Origin of the sequence: Vibrio sp. D431a (assembly GCF_030248655.1) — a bacterium.
Taxonomy (GTDB): domain Bacteria; phylum Pseudomonadota; class Gammaproteobacteria; order Enterobacterales; family Vibrionaceae; genus Vibrio; species Vibrio alginolyticus.
Genome location: NZ_JAHGAP010000013.1, coordinates 353,254 through 370,834 on the forward strand (window position 1 = coordinate 353,254; position 17,581 = coordinate 370,834).

The 17,581-nt window shown below is 45.9% G+C and carries 13 protein-coding genes; 3 read left to right on the plus strand and 10 right to left on the minus strand.

Features of this window, described 5'->3' with window-relative positions; genetic code table 11:
- Positions 1–20 precede the first annotated feature (20 nt).
- A complete protein-coding gene (gene carA, locus KJB35_RS12150) occupies positions 21–1,160 on the plus strand; it encodes a glutamine-hydrolyzing carbamoyl-phosphate synthase small subunit (RefSeq protein WP_017821483.1) in 1,140 nt (379 codons plus the stop codon).
- 16 nt (positions 1,161–1,176) lie between these two features.
- Positions 1,177–4,410, plus strand: coding sequence for a carbamoyl-phosphate synthase large subunit (gene carB, locus KJB35_RS12155; RefSeq protein WP_005381854.1), 3,234 nt, complete (start codon positions 1,177–1,179; stop codon positions 4,408–4,410).
- Between the two features lie 75 nt (positions 4,411–4,485).
- Here carB and KJB35_RS12160 read toward each other — a convergent pair whose 3' ends face one another.
- Both KJB35_RS12160 and KJB35_RS12165 read right to left on the minus strand, forming a co-directional pair.
- Positions 4,486–4,905: a hypothetical protein gene (locus KJB35_RS12160; protein WP_169644219.1), complete on the minus strand. Its 420-nt coding sequence runs from the start codon at positions 4,903–4,905 to the stop codon at positions 4,486–4,488.
- A complete protein-coding gene (locus KJB35_RS12165; RefSeq protein ID WP_213899725.1) occupies positions 4,895–5,809 on the minus strand; it encodes a hypothetical protein in 915 nt (304 codons plus the stop codon). Before KJB35_RS12165 ends, KJB35_RS12160 begins: the two co-directional genes overlap by 11 nt.
- Positions 5,810–6,058: 249 nt before the next feature.
- Between KJB35_RS12165 and KJB35_RS12170 the strand changes: the two genes are divergently transcribed.
- On the plus strand, positions 6,059–6,838 hold the full coding sequence (locus KJB35_RS12170; protein ID WP_005381847.1) for a TSUP family transporter: 780 nt from the start codon (positions 6,059–6,061) through the stop codon (positions 6,836–6,838).
- On the opposite strand, the gene KJB35_RS12175 is transcribed toward KJB35_RS12170, so the two are convergent.
- The 8 genes from KJB35_RS12175 to gltB all read right to left on the minus strand — a co-directional run bounded on the left by KJB35_RS12175 (position 6,780) and on the right by gltB (position 17,414).
- The gene (locus KJB35_RS12175; RefSeq protein ID WP_017821479.1) at positions 6,780–7,634 is read right to left on the minus strand and encodes a LysR family transcriptional regulator; all 855 of its coding nucleotides are present in this window, start codon (positions 7,632–7,634) and stop codon (positions 6,780–6,782) included. The two genes, KJB35_RS12170 and KJB35_RS12175, sit on opposite strands and share 59 nt — an antisense overlap.
- A 128-nt stretch (positions 7,635–7,762) precedes the next feature.
- Positions 7,763–8,383, minus strand: coding sequence for a TRIC cation channel family protein (locus tag KJB35_RS12180; RefSeq protein ID WP_005387377.1), 621 nt, complete (start codon positions 8,381–8,383; stop codon positions 7,763–7,765).
- 69 nt (positions 8,384–8,452) lie between these two features.
- Entirely contained in the window at positions 8,453–9,274 is an 822-nt protein-coding gene (gene btuF, locus KJB35_RS12185) for a vitamin B12 ABC transporter substrate-binding protein BtuF (RefSeq protein WP_181881276.1), read from the minus strand.
- Positions 9,274–10,227, minus strand: a complete 954-nt coding sequence (locus KJB35_RS12190) for a cobalamin biosynthesis family protein (RefSeq protein ID WP_158159558.1) — start codon at positions 10,225–10,227, stop codon at positions 9,274–9,276. The genes btuF and KJB35_RS12190 overlap by 1 nt, the downstream gene beginning before the upstream one ends.
- 11 nt (positions 10,228–10,238) lie before the next feature.
- Positions 10,239–10,934 (minus strand): 5'-methylthioadenosine/S-adenosylhomocysteine nucleosidase, encoded by a 696-nt coding sequence (mtnN, locus tag KJB35_RS12195; RefSeq protein WP_005381837.1) that lies wholly within the window; start codon positions 10,932–10,934, stop codon positions 10,239–10,241.
- A 63-nt stretch (positions 10,935–10,997) separates the two neighbouring features.
- Positions 10,998–11,426, minus strand: a complete 429-nt coding sequence (locus tag KJB35_RS12200; RefSeq protein ID WP_158159559.1) for a DUF1499 domain-containing protein — start codon at positions 11,424–11,426, stop codon at positions 10,998–11,000.
- Between the two features lie 91 nt (positions 11,427–11,517).
- Complete coding sequence (locus KJB35_RS12205; protein ID WP_005381833.1) at positions 11,518–12,930, minus strand: FAD-dependent oxidoreductase; 1,413 nt, start codon at positions 12,928–12,930, stop codon at positions 11,518–11,520.
- A 20-nt stretch (positions 12,931–12,950) separates the two neighbouring features.
- Positions 12,951–17,414 carry a glutamate synthase large subunit gene (gene gltB, locus KJB35_RS12210; protein ID WP_158159560.1) on the minus strand — a complete coding sequence of 1,488 codons (4,464 nt, stop codon included), beginning with the start codon at positions 17,412–17,414 and terminating at the stop codon, positions 12,951–12,953.
- Between the last annotated feature and the right edge of the window lie 167 nt (positions 17,415–17,581).

The following is a 17,581-nucleotide window of genomic DNA, read 5'->3' on the forward strand; positions in this document are numbered from 1 at the left end:
TTTTTATTCTGGAGGTTGTCTTGGGTAAATTAGCACTGTTGGTCCTAGAAGATGGGACAGTGTTCCGCGGAGTGTCCATAGGGGCAGATGGTCTTTCCGTTGGTGAAGTCGTTTTTAATACCTCGATGACGGGGTATCAAGAAATCCTCACTGATCCTTCCTATTCTCAGCAAATCGTCACTCTCACTTATCCTCACATTGGCAATACCGGAACCACTTCCGAAGATGAAGAATCCTCTTCCATTCATGCACAAGGCCTTGTGATTCGCGATCTTCCTCTAATCGCTTCTAACTTCCGTAACGAACAATCCCTCTCTGATTATCTTAAGTCTCAAAATATCGTTGGCATCGCTGATATCGATACTCGTAAGCTCACTCGTATCCTGCGTGAAAAAGGTGCTCAAAACGGCTGTATTGTTGCGGGCAACAACCTAGACGAAGCTTTGGCACTAGCGAAAGCAAAAGAATTCCCAGGCTTAAAAGGAATGGACCTTGCGAAAGAAGTTACAACAAAAGAAGCGTATCAATGGAAGCAAGGTTCGTGGACGCTTGAAGGTGGACTTCCAGAGGCGAAAGATGACAGCGAGCTGCCATACCACGTTGTCGCTTACGACTTCGGCGCAAAACGCAACATCTTACGAATGTTGGTTGACCGCGGCTGCCGCTTAACGGTTGTACCTGCAGAAACGTCAGCGGAAGAAGTTCTGGCACTAAATCCAGATGGCGTATTCTTATCGAACGGCCCTGGTGACCCAGAACCATGTACTTACGCGATTGAAGCAACCAAAGTGTTCCTAGAAAAAGGCCTACCAATTTTTGGTATTTGTCTAGGTCACCAAATTCTGGCGCTAGCATCAGGTGCGCAAACGGTGAAAATGAAGTTTGGTCACCACGGTGCAAACCACCCAGTAAAAGATTTAGAGCGTAACGTTGTGATGATCACTTCGCAAAACCACGGCTTTGCGGCCGATGAAGCAACATTACCGGAAAACTTACGTGCTACTCACGTATCGCTATTTGATGGCTCTTTGCAAGGTATCCACCGCACAGACAAGCCAGCATTTAGCTTCCAAGGTCACCCAGAAGCGAGCCCTGGTCCACATGACGCGGCACCGCTATTTGACCACTTTATCGAACTAATCAAAAAACACAGCGCTTAATTCGGAGTAGTAGATAATGCCAAAACGTACTGACATTCAAAGTATTCTAATTCTTGGTGCTGGTCCGATTGTTATCGGTCAGGCATGTGAGTTTGACTACTCTGGCGCACAAGCGTGTAAAGCTCTTCGCGAAGAAGGCTACCGAGTTATCCTGGTTAACTCTAACCCAGCAACGATTATGACTGACCCAGAGATGGCAGATGCGACTTACATCGAGCCGATTCAGTGGGAAGTGGTACGCAAGATCATCGAGAAAGAACGTCCTGATGCAGTTCTGCCAACTATGGGTGGTCAGACAGCACTTAACTGTGCATTAGATTTAGAGAAGCACGGCGTTCTCGCAGAGTTTGGCGTAGAGATGATTGGTGCAACGGCTGATGCAATCGACAAAGCGGAAGACCGTTCTCGTTTTGATAAAGCGATGAAGTCTATCGGCCTTGAGTGTCCTCGCGCAGATACAGCGAAGAGCATGGAAGAAGCTTACAAAGTTTTAGATATGGTTGGCTTCCCTTGTATCATTCGTCCATCGTTCACCATGGGTGGCACTGGTGGTGGTATCGCGTACAACAAAGAAGAGTTCGAAGAAATCTGTCGTCGCGGTCTGGACTTATCTCCGACCAACGAACTTCTTATCGATGAGTCACTAATCGGTTGGAAAGAGTACGAAATGGAAGTCGTTCGTGACAAAGCGGACAACTGTATCATCGTATGTTCAATCGAGAACTTTGACCCAATGGGTATCCATACGGGCGACTCAATCACGGTTGCTCCAGCACAAACACTGACTGACAAAGAATACCAGCTTATGCGTAATGCATCGCTAGCCGTTCTACGTGAGATTGGTGTTGAAACAGGTGGTTCAAACGTACAGTTTGGTATCAACCCGAAAGATGGTCGTATGGTCATCATCGAGATGAACCCACGTGTATCTCGCTCTTCTGCGCTAGCATCAAAAGCAACAGGCTTCCCAATCGCGAAAATTGCCGCGAAACTGGCTGTTGGCTTTACGCTAGACGAACTACAAAACGACATCACAGGTGGTGCAACACCTGCGTCATTTGAACCAACTATCGACTACGTCGTAACTAAGATCCCTCGCTTTAACTTCGAGAAATTTGCTGGTGCAAACGATCGTCTGACAACTCAGATGAAATCGGTTGGTGAGGTAATGGCGATTGGTCGTAACCAACAAGAATCTCTTCACAAAGCACTGCGTGGCCTAGAAGTTGGCGCAACTGGTTTTGATGAGATGGTCGATCTGGAAGCGCCAGATGCACTGACTAAGATTCGTCACGAACTTAAAGAAGCAGGTGCAGAGCGTATCTGGTACATCGCCGATGCATTCCGAGCGGGTATGTCAGTCGACGGTGTGTTCAACTTGACTCAAATCGACCGCTGGTTCCTGGTTCAAATCGAAGAAATTGTAAAACTCGAAGAACAAGTCAAGGCGGGCGGCTACGCAGGTTTGACCAAAGAAGTGCTTCGTCAGATGAAACGCAAAGGCTTCTCTGATGCTCGCTTGTCTAAATTGCTTGGTGTCGCTGAAAGTGAAATTCGCCGTGCTCGTGAGCAGTTTGATATTCATCCGGTTTACAAACGTGTGGATACATGTGCAGCAGAGTTTTCTTCTGACACGGCTTACATGTACTCATCTTACGATGAAGAATGTGAAGCAAACCCAACAGACAAAGATAAGATCATGGTTCTTGGTGGCGGTCCAAACCGTATCGGCCAAGGTATCGAATTCGATTACTGTTGTGTTCATGCATCACTTGCGCTGCGTGAAGACGGTTACGAAACCATTATGGTTAACTGTAACCCAGAAACGGTATCTACTGACTACGATACGTCTGATCGTCTGTACTTCGAGCCAGTAACTCTGGAAGATGTACTGTCTATCGCTCGCGTTGAAAAACCAAAAGGTGTGATTGTTCAGTACGGTGGTCAAACGCCACTTAAACTGGCTCGTGCTCTAGAAGCGGCTGGTGTGCCAATCATTGGTACTAGCCCAGATGCTATCGACCGTGCGGAAGACCGTGAACGCTTCCAAGCCGCTGTTGACCGTTTAGGTCTACTTCAGCCAGAAAACGCGACAGTAACAACGATGGAGCAAGCGGTTGAGAAATCGAAAGAAATTGGCTTCCCATTAGTTGTTCGTCCATCTTATGTACTCGGTGGTCGTGCGATGGAAATCGTGTACGACGAGCAAGACCTGCGTCGCTACTTCAACGAAGCAGTAAGCGTATCGAACGAGTCTCCAGTTCTGCTAGACCGTTTCTTGGATGATGCAACCGAAGTTGATATTGATGCTATCTGTGACGGTGAACGCGTCGTTATCGGCGGTATCATGGAGCACATCGAACAAGCGGGTGTTCACTCTGGTGACTCTGCATGTTCACTGCCTGCATACACGCTAAGTCAGGAAATTCAAGACAAGATGCGTGAGCAAGTTGAGAAGTTAGCATTCGAACTCGGTGTACGCGGTTTGATGAACACGCAGTTTGCTGTGAAAGATAACGACGTTTATCTAATTGAAGTGAACCCTCGTGCTGCTCGTACGGTACCATTCGTATCGAAAGCGACAGGCGCTCCTCTAGCGAAAATCGCTGCACGTGTAATGGCGGGTCAATCTCTAGAGTCACAAGGCTTTACTAAAGAGATTATCCCTCCTTACTACTCAGTGAAAGAAGTGGTTCTGCCGTTCAACAAATTCCCTGGTGTTGACCCTCTATTGGGCCCTGAAATGCGCTCAACAGGTGAAGTAATGGGTGTGGGTGCAACGTTCGCAGAAGCTTACGCGAAAGCAGAGCTAGGTTGTGGTGCGGTTTATCCTGAAGGTGGTCGTGCGCTACTGTCTGTACGTGAAGGTGATAAAGAGCGTGTTGTTGACCTAGCTTCTAAGTTAGTGAAACTGGGTTACCAGTTGGATGCGACACACGGTACTGCTGTAATTCTGGGCGAAGCGGGTATTAACCCACGTTTGGTAAACAAAGTACACGAAGGTCGTCCACACATTCTTGACCGCATCAAGAACAACGAATACACCTACATCGTAAACACGGCTGCTGGTCGTCAAGCGATTGAAGATTCGAAAGTTCTACGCCGTGGTGCACTGGCAGAAAAAGTGAACTACACAACGACACTGAATGCAGCGTTCGCTACATGTATGTCTCATACTGCAGACGCAAAAGCGTCAGTAACTTCGGTTCAAGAGTTGCACGCTAAAGTGAAAGCGAGTCTAGACGCGTAACAGATAAAAATCAGTAAGCTCATTAATCAGGGCTTACATGACAACCTCATTGCCCGCTCATTTGAGCGGGCTTTTTTATATCGAGGTTTTTCTAAAATGAAGAGCATTAAAGTGTGCTAGGAACGATTGGTATGCTTCGCTTTTGAAGATCATTAAGCTAATGATGGCAAGCAATGTACCCAAAGATGAAGAAATAGTACTACCACTTGCTGCAACAAAATTAATGCTGCAAGTGAGAATGATAAAAGAGATAGTAAGTAAGTTTATTTTTGCAGCAATACTTAATCCTTTGCTTATTGTCAGAATGTTTGGAATGCATACAACAACAACCGTAATAGCTCCCAATGTAAGAAGGTAAGTATCTAGAGCAATGTGTTGAGTGAAAGAAAACCAGTCATTCCAAATGCTCAAGCTAATAGCCAGACCAATAGTCAATGCCAAGTATAAACATATACTTAGTGAGATGTTTGCTATGCTAATTGATTTAGTATTCAACTTTCAATTCCTCATAGATTCCAATTGCAAGATTTCTTAACTCTCCCGAATAACCGCTTCCTACTATGCTAATTGAGCCTCCAATTGCATCTAGAAGCTGATGAGAAATGGATGCGGATATTGTTGCTTGTGAATACCTCTTAGGAATTTCTCCTGACAACATTAGCTGTTTACGAGCTTTATTCGAAATGCTCGGAAGGTTTTTACGGATGATTTCTTTAGTTAATCTTGTTCTTTCTTGTCTGTTTAAGCCTTTTAGAATCTCGGGAACGCCTTTCTTAGTGGTTTGCTTAAGAGATTGAACCATTTTTATCGTTTGATATCCACTAGCGCCCGCTCCAGCTAAGGAGATGTAATCTAAAGCTTTAGTTGTATTTTGATACCACTCATTACTGTCTATATCCGATAATTTGTCTGGTGATTTAGATACTATACGGGTTCTTGCTACTCCAATAGCACATTGAGCTGTGGCAGCAACAGTAGCGGCGTGTGAGATATAGGACATAGTTACGCCCACAGGACCACTTACTGGTATTGTTAGCCCCGAACCAACTACCCCAATCCAGCCAATCGCTGCACCAATACAGCTAATGCTCGCTGATAGAAGCTCTTGATTGAATCTTGATTTTGACTCTTCCTGTTTTATTTTTTTTGCAAATTCTTGAGATGATTGTAATTTTATCGGTTCTCGTAGAATGATAAAGGTAGGATTGATATGGCATGTGGATTTAAAGTCTCTTAAGCGTACAACGGTGAATTTGTTATCAATATAAATTACACCCGCACCGCTAGTCTCTGGTTTAGAGTCAATAACGCTGAATAGCTGATTAACATTCACTATCTGTTCGATTTTTAAGCGTAATTGCTGCTCTTTTATTGATGGTCGAGTTAGTAAGGCTTCCATTATTTTCGTTTTTTATCAGATTAAATATTTCCTATTAAGACAGCATTTTCTTTTTCTATCAAAATATTAAGAGGCTCTTGAGGTGAGGCTCTATATTTGGATGTAATTGATATTTTTAATGTATCATTCTCTAGATTTATTGACTGATGAAAATTAGGAATAGATTGGTGTCTTGACTTTCCATTGGTAGTTTTGTGAATAAGTGCTACCGTTTCTTCCTCTTTGATACCTCTTCAAAAAGGAAGTGTAGTGGAAATCACGGTTGAGATTTTGTTGGCCTTATTTTTGGTTGCGACTGCCGCAGGCTTTATTGATGCGATGGCTGGTGGGGGGGGGCTCATTACGCTCCCTGCGCTTTTGGCTGCGGGGTTGAGTCCGACTCAAGCTCTAGCAACCAATAAGTTACAAAGTTCGTTTGGCAGTTTCTCTGCTAGCTGGTATTTCGTGCGTAACGGTATTGTCAGCTTAAAGGAAATGCGTTTTGCGATACTCTGCACTTTTATAGGCGCTGCAATCGGTGCCGAGGCTGTGCAGTTTATTGATGCTAGCGTACTCACCAGTTTGATCCCTGTTCTTTTGATAGCCATTTCCCTCTATTTTTTACTCGCGCCAAGTACGCGAAAAATCGATGGAGAACCAAAGTTATCTGAAGCGATGTTTGCGCTATGCATTGGTGGCGGAATCGGTTTCTATGATGGCTTTTTTGGCCCTGGGACTGGATCTATTTTTACTGTTTGTTTTGTTGCACTAGGTCACTTTTCTTTGGTCGAAGCCACTGCTAGAACCAAAATTCTCAATTTCACGTCAAACATTGCGGCACTACTCTTTTTTATCTTCGCTGGGTTGCCCGTGTGGAAGCTTGGCTTAACCATGGCTGTTGGCGGTTTTCTTGGTGCTCAGTTAGGAGCGAAGGTCGTGGTAAGTAAAGGACAAAAATGGATTCGTCCTCTAGTTATAGTGATGTCGATGCTTATGGCAACGAAACTTCTTTGGCAACAACATCAGCAATGGATTCTGTCAGTGCTTTAACTCGTTCGCTACGATATGTGCTGTGACGTAAGCAGATATGTATTGGTCGAACTAACTGATCTAGCTCTTCAAAGTCATAGCAGAACTTAGATGTGATATTAAGTGTCGTTAGGATAGATTTAGGGATTAAAGCGGGAGCCATACCTCCCAAAGCCAGTTGTGCTGCCGCAGTATACGAATCCATTTCCATCAAAGGTTCGATTCCGTGTTTGGATAAAATAGCTTGTTGATATGTGTTGGCAGGGTTAGTTAGGTCATTGGTCAAAATAGCTTTAGGTAGTTGTGAAAGTGAATGTCGACTGACAATTGAGAAAGGTTCATCGGCGAGGTGAAGGCTCATTAATCCATGATGAGGTGGTAGATAGCCAGCGCAAAATCCCAATGTTGCTTTGCCTGATTTCACATTCTCAATAATGCGTGGCGTATGATTGGTCGATATTCGTATGTACTGATCATGGGCAAAGTGTTCTGCCATGATCATGCTGAGGTATCCAGCGACTAAGGTTTCAGAGCAGTCTATCTTGATCAAAGAAGTATCTTCTATTTGTTGTTGATCATAGATCTGACCTCTTAACTCATTGAACGTTGGCTCGATCGTGTTGATGAGGGCAAGGCCATCGGAGGTCAGCTTTATGTGCCGACCATTTGGCTCTATTAATTTTTTTCCTAACTTCTTCTCTAGATTTGAAATACGTTTACTCACGGCAGATTGACTAATATAGAGTTGACTGCCCGTGCGGCTCATGGTTTTTTCTTTACTGAGGACAAGTAACGTTTCAATACCTTCAAGCAACATAATGATTAATGAAAGTTAGGAATGGTTGAGATAATTTAGCGAATTGCCCAAGAATTGGCGAATCAAATGAGCATAAATGAGAGGAGCCGACACTTGGTCGACTCCATGGTGAGTGATGTTGTTTGTGTTTAACGGTTAATGGCGAAAGTTGGCAGGGATAGATGCCAACGAATCGCACCGAGACGTATAATGAGCGTTGAGATTACACCAGCGAGTAAAGCCGTTGAGTGGTCATAACCCATGTTTACCGCCATCGTATGGAAGATGCCGCCAATAATACATGCCGTAGCATAGACTTCGCTTCTTAATACCATAGGAACTTCGCGAGCCAGCACGTCTCGTATAATGCCACCGCCACAGCCAGTAATAACCCCCATTATCACCGCGACCATCCCAGAAGCATTGTAGGCGAGTGCCTTTTCTACTCCTATTCCCACAAATACAGCGAGACCGATGGCATCACAAACGGGTAATACCCACCATGAGAGTCGCTTGGGTCTTCGAATAACAAGCATGGTTAGTAGACACGTAACAAATATCACCCATAAGTAAGTCGTATCTGTTATCCAAAATACGGGAGTGGCACCAAGCGCCATGTCTCGGATTGTTCCGCCACCTATAGCAGTCACACTGCCGAGTACGATAACGCCGAATGGATCCATTTTTAAACGGCCAGCCAGTAATACGCCAGAGATAGCGAAAACAGCGGTACCGAACAAATCGATCATATAAAGCAGCATGGAGTCCATGTTACTTAGTACCTTTAAATAGTGTGAGAAAAAATGGGCGGAAATTGTACGGTATTTGCCACGAAATCGTTAGCGTTTTTGACGAACGCTTTTAAAGTGCTCACACACTTCCTTGATCGCGTTCAATGTGCGTGGTGTCGGACGGTTAATCCAATCAGAGTTTAGGGACCAGATGTGTTTGTTTTTAAGAGCAAGAAGCTCATTACTCCACTCAGCCCACATACCATCGTTACTCATTGCGTGACGAGAAGTAAAAATAACCTCTGGCTGGCGAGTAATGACTTGCTCGATGCTAACTTGAGGATAAGGCGCGCTAGATGTGGCGAAAATGTTCTCACCACCGCAAAAAGTAAAGACTTCACTTGGCCAGTTCTTTCCGGCGACAGTGATGATAGGCTTTTCACTCAACTGATAAAAGTAACGAACTTTCTCGTTCGTGTTGTACTGTTCTTTTAGTGTACTCAGTTGCGTTCTAAAATCTTCAGCGGCCTTTTTTCCTACTTGTGGAGTTTCGCTGTATTGGCTGAGTTGCTCAATATTGTTGGCGATATCTTCTAATGAACCTGTAGTGGAGTAATAGATAGGAATACCGAACTGTTTAATTTTCTCCAACTCTTTAGCGGGGTTTCCGGCTGGCCAAGCAATCACTAAGTCCGGCTGAAGAGCAATAATGCGCTCTAATTTAATTCCTTGATAATTTGAGACTCTTTCTAGCTGCTTTGCCTGTTCTGGATAATCGCTCATTTCGCTGACAGCAACAAGCTGGTCTCCTAGCCCTGCTGCAAAGGCAATTTCGGTGGCATGTGGAGCTAAACTTATAATGCGTTGAGCGGGTTGAGCGAAGGTCGCTGTCGAAACAAACAGCGTTAATGCGAAGCATAATTTATTCATCATAATCCTTGATAAATTATTCCTAAAAGCAAACTTTGGATTGCGATCCAAGCCAGGACGCGCCAAACGAGCAGCGTATGTATTTGTGAAAGGTGAATAGCCGATGGCGCAATGCGCCCACCGATTTTTGCGCGCTCTGCACGCACACCTTGATAGATAGCAGGGCCGCATAAAGACAGTTGTAGTTTGTGTCCGATAGTACATAACACCCAGCTAGGTCCTGGTAAGGGCCAAGACTTCGCTTGCTGTTGTATTCCAGAGAGCACATTACTTGTATTCTTTCCGGCAGCTAAAAGTATGGCAAAGAGACGAAGTGGAATAATATCCAGAGTAGCAACCAGTTGAATCACAGGTTTACCAAACGGCAAATATTGGCGTCGGCTAGGGGACCACACTCGCGCTAATTCTGTTGTGAGTCGATACATTAACGCACCAATGCCACCTGTTAGTGCGTACCAAAATAGCACACCGATCACGTTGCGGCTGTATCCCATAATCAGGGTTTCTGAGCCAGCTTTACCTATGCCAACGATCGAGAGGCTACCAGTATCGCGATTAAGGTATGGTCTCAGTAATGCTCGACACTGAGCTTTGTCTTCCGAAGACATACTAGTTACGAGCTGTTTCGTTAACGTTTCGCTGTTGCGCCAGTCTAGCGCAAGGATCAATAGAACCAGTTCATATAAAGGGATTTGCCAAACAAATGGCTTTACTGCAATCAGTAATATCAAACAAGGAAACAGCATCAAGCCTAGTGCAAGACTGCCTGAGATTACACTCTGTGAGTAATTGTGATTATTGTTCACTTTGTTGGCTAGCTGTTCTGCTAGCTTTCGCCATAAAGTGATGGGGTGCGCTGAATGGGGGATTGGCACTAGAAGGTGCAAGGGCAGTGCGCCCCACATTATAAGGAGCGCACCGTTGGCATAAAATGACTGAAAAACTTCTTCCATGAATGAGTCGTTTACTTAATGAGTTCCAGCATTTTGAATACCATTTCGGAAGAGCTTTTTGCTGCTAGAGGTAGAAACTCATCAAAGCTCATTGGTGATTCTTTATCAGCGACATCAGAGATTGCACGCACAACAACAAACGGTGTGTTGAATTGGTGACAAGTTTGAGCGATAGCAGATGCTTCCATTTCTACAGCGATAACAGACGGAAAGTGTTTACGAATAAACTCTTGACGCTCAGCAGTACAAACAAACGCATCGCCAGTACAAATTAGGCCGCGAACCGCATGAGTGTTTTCCATTTGTGCTAGGGCTTTTTCTGCTAAGTCCATTAGCTTGTCATCCGCTTTGAATGCAGCTGGTTGACCGGCCATTTGGCCAATTTCATAACCAAAAGCGGTTACGTCTGCATCGTGATGACGAACTTCTGTAGAGATAACTACATCGCCAAGGTTTAAGCTTGAATCGAAACCGCCAGCAGAGCCTGTGTTAATCACAACGTCTGGTTGGTATTCATCAAGAAGGATTGTCGTGCCCACTGCCGCTGCAACTTTACCGATGCCCGATTGTAGTACGACGACTTCGACATCGTTAATTTGACCAGAGAAAAACGTACAACCTGCTTTATTTACAGTTTTGCAGTTTGTAATTGCTTGCTTCAGGATGGTCACTTCTTGTTCCATCGCACCGATGATACCAACTTTCATAACACTCTCTTTAGGTAAATATTTTAGTTGGCCGAGAGTATAGCACTCCCCGTTGGCAGTTTTCTATTTGATGAGCTTAGCTTGAGTGAGCTTTTGTCGTAATTGATCGGCGCGCTTTCTGTTTACGCCAAAGTCAGAGTAGCCCACACGAGATTCCGAGCGCACAATCAGTTGGTCTCCTGCTATTTTTAGTTCGAGGTCATCCACGAAGCGCATGATTTTAGATGTGCACTCGATACGAAGGTAGTTGCTTTCTTTCACCGCGGTTTTCGCGCCTGGCAGTTCAAGCGCAACTTGCTCAATAGCGTCGATGTTCGCTGAATCAACTAAGATAAATGGCGTTAGGTTGTATTTTTCTCGCGTGTCTTGGGTGGAGACGCAGTTTGGTTTGTCACCACAAGGTGATTGAGAACGATCCGTCATGGTTGTGACTCCTTGGCTACAAGCGGTTAAGCCGAGCAAAGTAATGGAAAGGAGAGCGGCTTTTTTCATTATATTTACTCTTATAATTTTGTTTCTAATTATATGGATACAAAAGAAAAAGGATCCAATAACAGGACCCTTTTTGTGAGGTTAGCTGAGATTAAACTTCTAGGTAATCGAGAATGCCTTCTGCCGCTTTTCGTCCTTCATCAATTGCGGTTACGACAAGATCAGAACCTCGTACCGCATCGCCACCCGCGAAGATCTTTTCATTGCTGGTCTGGAATTGGAACTCTTGCTTCGCTGGGGCTTTGATACGACCCCATTGATCCAAATCGACATCAAACGGTGCTAACCAGTCCATTTTGTGCGGCTGGAAACCAAACGCCATGATAACAACGTCTGCTGGTAGAACGTGCTCGCTGCCTTCAACGGGCTCTGGACGTCGGCGACCCGCTTCATCAGGTTCACCAAGTGCGGTTTTCACCACTTTGACCCCCGAGACTTTGCCTGACGCATCCACTTCCACTCCCAAAGGCTGAAGGTTGAACATGAACTTCACGCCTTCTTCCTTTGCGTTTTTTACCTCGCGACGAGATCCCGGCATGTTGGCCTCATCACGACGATAAGCACAAACTACGTTGGAGGCACCTTGGCGAATTGAGGTACGAACGCAGTCCATTGCTGTATCACCACCACCCAGTACGACGACTTTCTTTCCTGCCATATCGATAAAGGGTTGGTTACTCTCAAGATCCATGACTTTGTAGGTGTTCGAAACTAAAAATGGCAGCGCGTCATACACACCCGGCGCATCTTCATTATCTAGACCTGCACGCATGTATTTATAGGTGCCAACGCCCAAGAAAACAGCATCGTATTCATCAAGTAGCTCTTGCATTTGGACATCTTTGCCTACTTCCATGTTCATGCGGAACTCGACGCCCATTTCAGTGAACACACGGCGGCGGTTTTCCATCACGCCTTTTTCAAGCTTGAAGGAAGGAATACCGAAGGTCAGAAGGCCTCCAATTTCAGGGTAGCGGTCAAACACGACTGGCTTAACGCCATTGCGCACTAGGATATCCGCGGCAGCCAAGCCAGCTGGGCCTGCTCCAATGATTGCGACCTTTTTATCGGTCCACTCCACCTTGGACATATCTGGCTTCCAGCCCATTTCAAACGCTTTGTCGGTAATGTACTTTTCTATGTTACCGATGGTGACGGCACCAAAGTCATCATTAAGCGTGCATGAACCTTCACATAGGCGGTCTTGAGGACAAACGCGCCCACATACTTCCGGTAGGCTGTTGGTTTGATGCGATAGTTCAACCGCTTCAAGAATACGACCTTCATTAGCAAGTTTTAACCATTGAGGGATGTAGTTGTGGACTGGGCATTTCCATTCACAATATGGGTTGCCACAATCTAAGCAGCGATCCGCTTGTGCAGTCGCCTGTTGTTTAGTGAACGGTTCATAGATTTCAACGAACTCGATCTTACGAACTTTGATAGGCTTTTTCGCAGGATCTACACGCTGCACATCGATAAATTGATAAACGTTCTGGCTCATGATTCAAACATCCTCCATGATTACTGTGCTTGAACACGCAGCTCTGCGGCACTGCGGCTCTGGTGACCAAGTAGCGTGCGAAGATCTGCCGCTTGTGGTTTCACCAAATAGAACTTTGGAATCCATTCATCAAAGTTCGCCAAAATATTTTCAGCATGACTCGACCCTGTTTCTTCAAGGTGTTCCGCAATTAGGCCACGCAAATGTTCTTGGTGGATGTAAAGATCGGACAATGAGATGGCTTCGACAGACTCAGTATTAACTCGACCTTCAAAGCTTTGGTTCTCATCCAGAACATAGGCAAAGCCTCCAGTCATACCCGCGCCAAAGTTCACACCTGTCGCACCAAGAATGGCAACAATACCGCCAGTCATGTACTCACAAGCGTTATCGCCAGCACCTTCAATGACGGCTATCGTACCTGAGTTTCGTACGCCGAAACGCTCACCTGCTTTACCGGCTGCAAATAGTTTACCGCCGGTCGCGCCGTACAGACAGGTGTTACCAATGATGGTTGCTTCATTACACTTAAATGCAGTGCCAAGGTGAGGTTTGATAACCACTTTACCACCCGCCATGCCTTTGCCCACGTAGTCGTTCGCATCGCCCGTGAGGTAAAGCTCTACACCACCTGCGTTCCAAACACCAAAGGACTGGCCTGCGGTGCCGTCAAGATAGATTTTGATAGGGGAAGCCGCCAACCCTTGGTTGCCATAGCGTTTTGCTATTTCGCCAGATAAGCGTGCACCAACAGAACGATCAGTGTTGATGACATTGTAGAAGAAACTTGCCGATTGACTGTTTTCGACCGCATGCATGGCATCATCAACGATCTTTTGGTTGAGCTCAGCTTTATCAAACGGTTTGTTTGGCTCTGTCCAAAATAGCGGATGGCCCTCAGGTGATACTGGAGCTTCTAGAATATTGGATAGATCCAGCTTGGTCTGTTTCGCTGTAAATCCCTCTACTGCCTCAAGTAAATCGGTACGACCAATCAAGTCCGTCAGCTTTTCAACGCCAAGTTCGGCGAGTAATCCGCGCACTTCGTCTGCCAGGCCGATGAAGTAATTCATCACCATTTCTGGTAGACCTTTGAAATATTCTTTACGCAGTGTCTCGTCTTGAGTCGCAACCCCAGTTGCACAGTTGTTGAGGTGACAAATTCGTAGGAACTTACAACCCATAGCGACCATTGGCGCAGTACCAAAACCGAAGCTTTCTGCACCTAAAATTGCGGCTTTAACTACGTCTAAACCAGTCTTTAGACCACCGTCTACCTGTAGGCGGATCTTATGACGCAGACCATTAGCAACCAGAGCTTGTTGTGTCTCTGCCAACCCCAACTCCCAAGGGCTACCAGCGTATTTTACCGAAGTTAATGGGCTTGCTGCGGTACCACCGTCGTAACCCGAAATGGTAATAAGATCAGCGTAAGCCTTGGCTACACCCGTTGCGATGGTGCCGACACCTGGCTCGGAGACGAGTTTTACCGAAACCAGCGCATTCGGGTTGACTTGTTTAAGGTCGAAGATCAGTTGGGCCAAATCTTCAATCGAATAGATATCGTGATGCGGAGGAGGGGAGATCAGAGTCACGCCTTGTACCGAATAACGCAGTTTTGCGATTTCTGCGGTGACTTTGTGTCCTGGTAGCTGTCCACCTTCACCCGGTTTCGCACCTTGTGCCACCTTGATTTGCAGTACATCCGCATTAGTCAGGTAATGCGGCGTTACACCAAATCGGCCAGAAGCAATCTGTTTGATACGTGAGTTACGCTCAGTACCGAAACGGCGAGGATCTTCACCGCCTTCACCCGAGTTAGAGTAACCACCAAGACGGTTCATCGCCGTTGCAAGTGCTTCATGCGCTTCTGGGCTAAGTGCGCCAATGGACATTGCCGCTGAGTCAAAGCGTTTGAACAGTTCAGTGCGTGGTTCTATTTGCTCAAGTGGCAGCGGTGAGTCTGATTTTTTCAGCGACATTAAGTCACGCAGCATGGCAACAGGGCGTTGGTTTACCTGCTTAGCAAAGCTCTGATAGTCGTTACTTTCGCCAGATTTAACGGCCTGTTGCAGCGTGCCGACGACATCCGGGTTGTAAGCATGATACTCACCTCCATGGACGTACTTTAACAAGCCGCCATGATCAATCGATTTGCGTTTCGCCCATGCTTTACGAGATAAGTTTGTAAGATCTTGCTGGAAGTCGTCAAAATTCGCGCCTTCAATTCGAGTTGTGACGCCTTTAAAACACAGATCGACCACATTTTGGCTCAAGCCAACTGCTTCAAACAGTTGTGAGCAGCGGTAAGAGGCGATGGTTGAGATCCCCATTTTCGACATGATCTTGTACAGGCCTTTGTTGATGCCGTATTGGTAGTTTTGCATCACATCGCGGTAGTCTTTCTCTAGTGCTTTATCATCAATCAGTTTACCTAACGCTTCATAAGCAAGGTATGGGTAAACCGCAGTGGCACCAAAACCAAGCAAGACGGCAAATTGGTGTGGGTCACGGGCTGTTGCGGTTTCGACAACAATGTTGGCATCGCAACGTAAGTTCGCGTCAATCAGACGAGTTTGAACGGCGCCGACTGCCATTGCTGCCGGAATTGGTAACTTACCTTTGACCAAGGCTCTGTCCGAAAGAACCACTAAAACCGTGCCTTCACGAACGACTTGCTCTGCTTGCTCACACAGATCATCAATGGCTTGTTTAAGATCTTTTTGTTGTGGGTCGTAGTTGATATCGAGAATGGTATTACGGTAATGATCGTCACTCAGCTCTAGTAATTGCTGCATGTCTGAATAGAGCAGTACTGGAGAATCAAAGGTTACACGATGCGCGTGGCCATCGGTTTCACAGAAGACGTTCATCTCCTGGCCGATGCTGGTCGCCAGCGACATGACGTGTTTCTCACGCAGTGGATCGATTGGTGGGTTGGTGACCTGCGCGAACTTCTGACGGAAGTAATCAGTCACCAAGCGCTCTTTCGAAGAAAGAACCGCCATCGGGGTGTCATCACCCATCGAACCGACGGCTTCTTGCCCCATATCACCGAGGACACGCAATACTTGATCGACTTCTTCATTGCTCATAGCAAACTGCTTTTGATAAGTCTTAAGCAAGTCTTCATCAAAGCTGCGCTCACCTACTTGATCTTCAGGCAGCTGAGAGAACGGTGTTAGTTTGCGAACGTTGTTCTCCATCCATTCGCGATAAGGGTGACGAGATTTCAGGTCATTATCGATCTCGCTAGATTGCCAAAGCTTACCTTTACGAGTGTCGATGACGAGCAATTCCCCCGGACCTACACGACCTTTTTTGGCAACTTCATCTGGGGCGTAATTCCAAATCCCTACCTCAGACGCCAGAGTGATCAACTTGTCTTTGGTAATTACATAACGCGCAGGACGTAGACCGTTTCGGTCTAGGTTACAAGCAGCATAACGACCATCGGACAGTACGATACCTGCTGGGCCATCCCATGGTTCCATGTGTTTGGAGTTGAAATCGTAAAACGCACGCAAATCCGGATCCATGTCAGGGTGGTTTTGCCATGCTGGCGGCACAAGCATACGCATGGCACGGAAGATATCCATGCCGCCAGCTAAAAAGAGATCTAGCATATTATCTAGGCTAGACGAGTCTGAGCCTGTCTCGTTCACAAACGGTGCTGCAGTTTGTAGGTCAGGCAGCAGTGGTGACGAGAACTTGTAAGCACGAGCGCGTGCCCATTGTCGGTTACCTTCAATGGTATTGATCTCACCATTATGAGCAAGGTAGCGGAACGGTTGAGCTAATGGCCAACGCGGTTGAGTGTTGGTAGAAAAACGCTGGTGGAACAGACAGATAGCAGATTCCATACGTAGATCGGCAAGATCAAGATAAAAGCGCGGTAAGTCCGCAGGCATGCATAGGCCTTTGTACACCAAAACTTGAGTCGATAAGCTACAGATGTAGAAATCCGGATCTTCGGTGATTTGTTTCTCGATGCGACGGCGTGCGATGTAGAGACGACGTTCAATGTCGCGTTCGCGCCAACCTGCCGGTGCAGAGACAAAGACTTGCTGAATATTTGGAAGCGAGTTGGCCGCAATTGGACCGAGTACTTCTGAATTAGTTGGTACTTCACGCCAACCAGCCACAGTTAGCGTCTCTTGCGCCAGTTCTTTGTTGACGATGTCTTTAGCGAGTTGAGCTTTGACTGGATCTTGGTTGAAGAAAATCATCCCTACGGCGTATTGCTTGCCAAGGTTGAAACCATTTTCTTCGGCAATAAGACGTAAATAGGAATCGGGCTTTTGTAATAGAAGACCACAACCATCACCAGTTTTACCATCGGCGGCGATACCACCACGGTGAGTCATGCGGTCAAGTGCAGAAATTGCTGTACGTACCAGCTTGTGGCTTTGTTCGCCTTCCATATGCGCGATCAAGCCAAATCCACAGTTGTCTTTCTCAAGACTTGGATCATAAAGAGCCATTGCAATTCTCCCTTTGCTTATCCGTCATCCCGACAGATATATCAACACTGCTTACGTTGATATCGATGACTAACTATGCGTCATCTTTATAGCTTTATGTATAATTATTCAGTAAAAGTTGTGAAATATTTAACATTTTTTGAGTGTTTTATTTTCATCAACTTCAC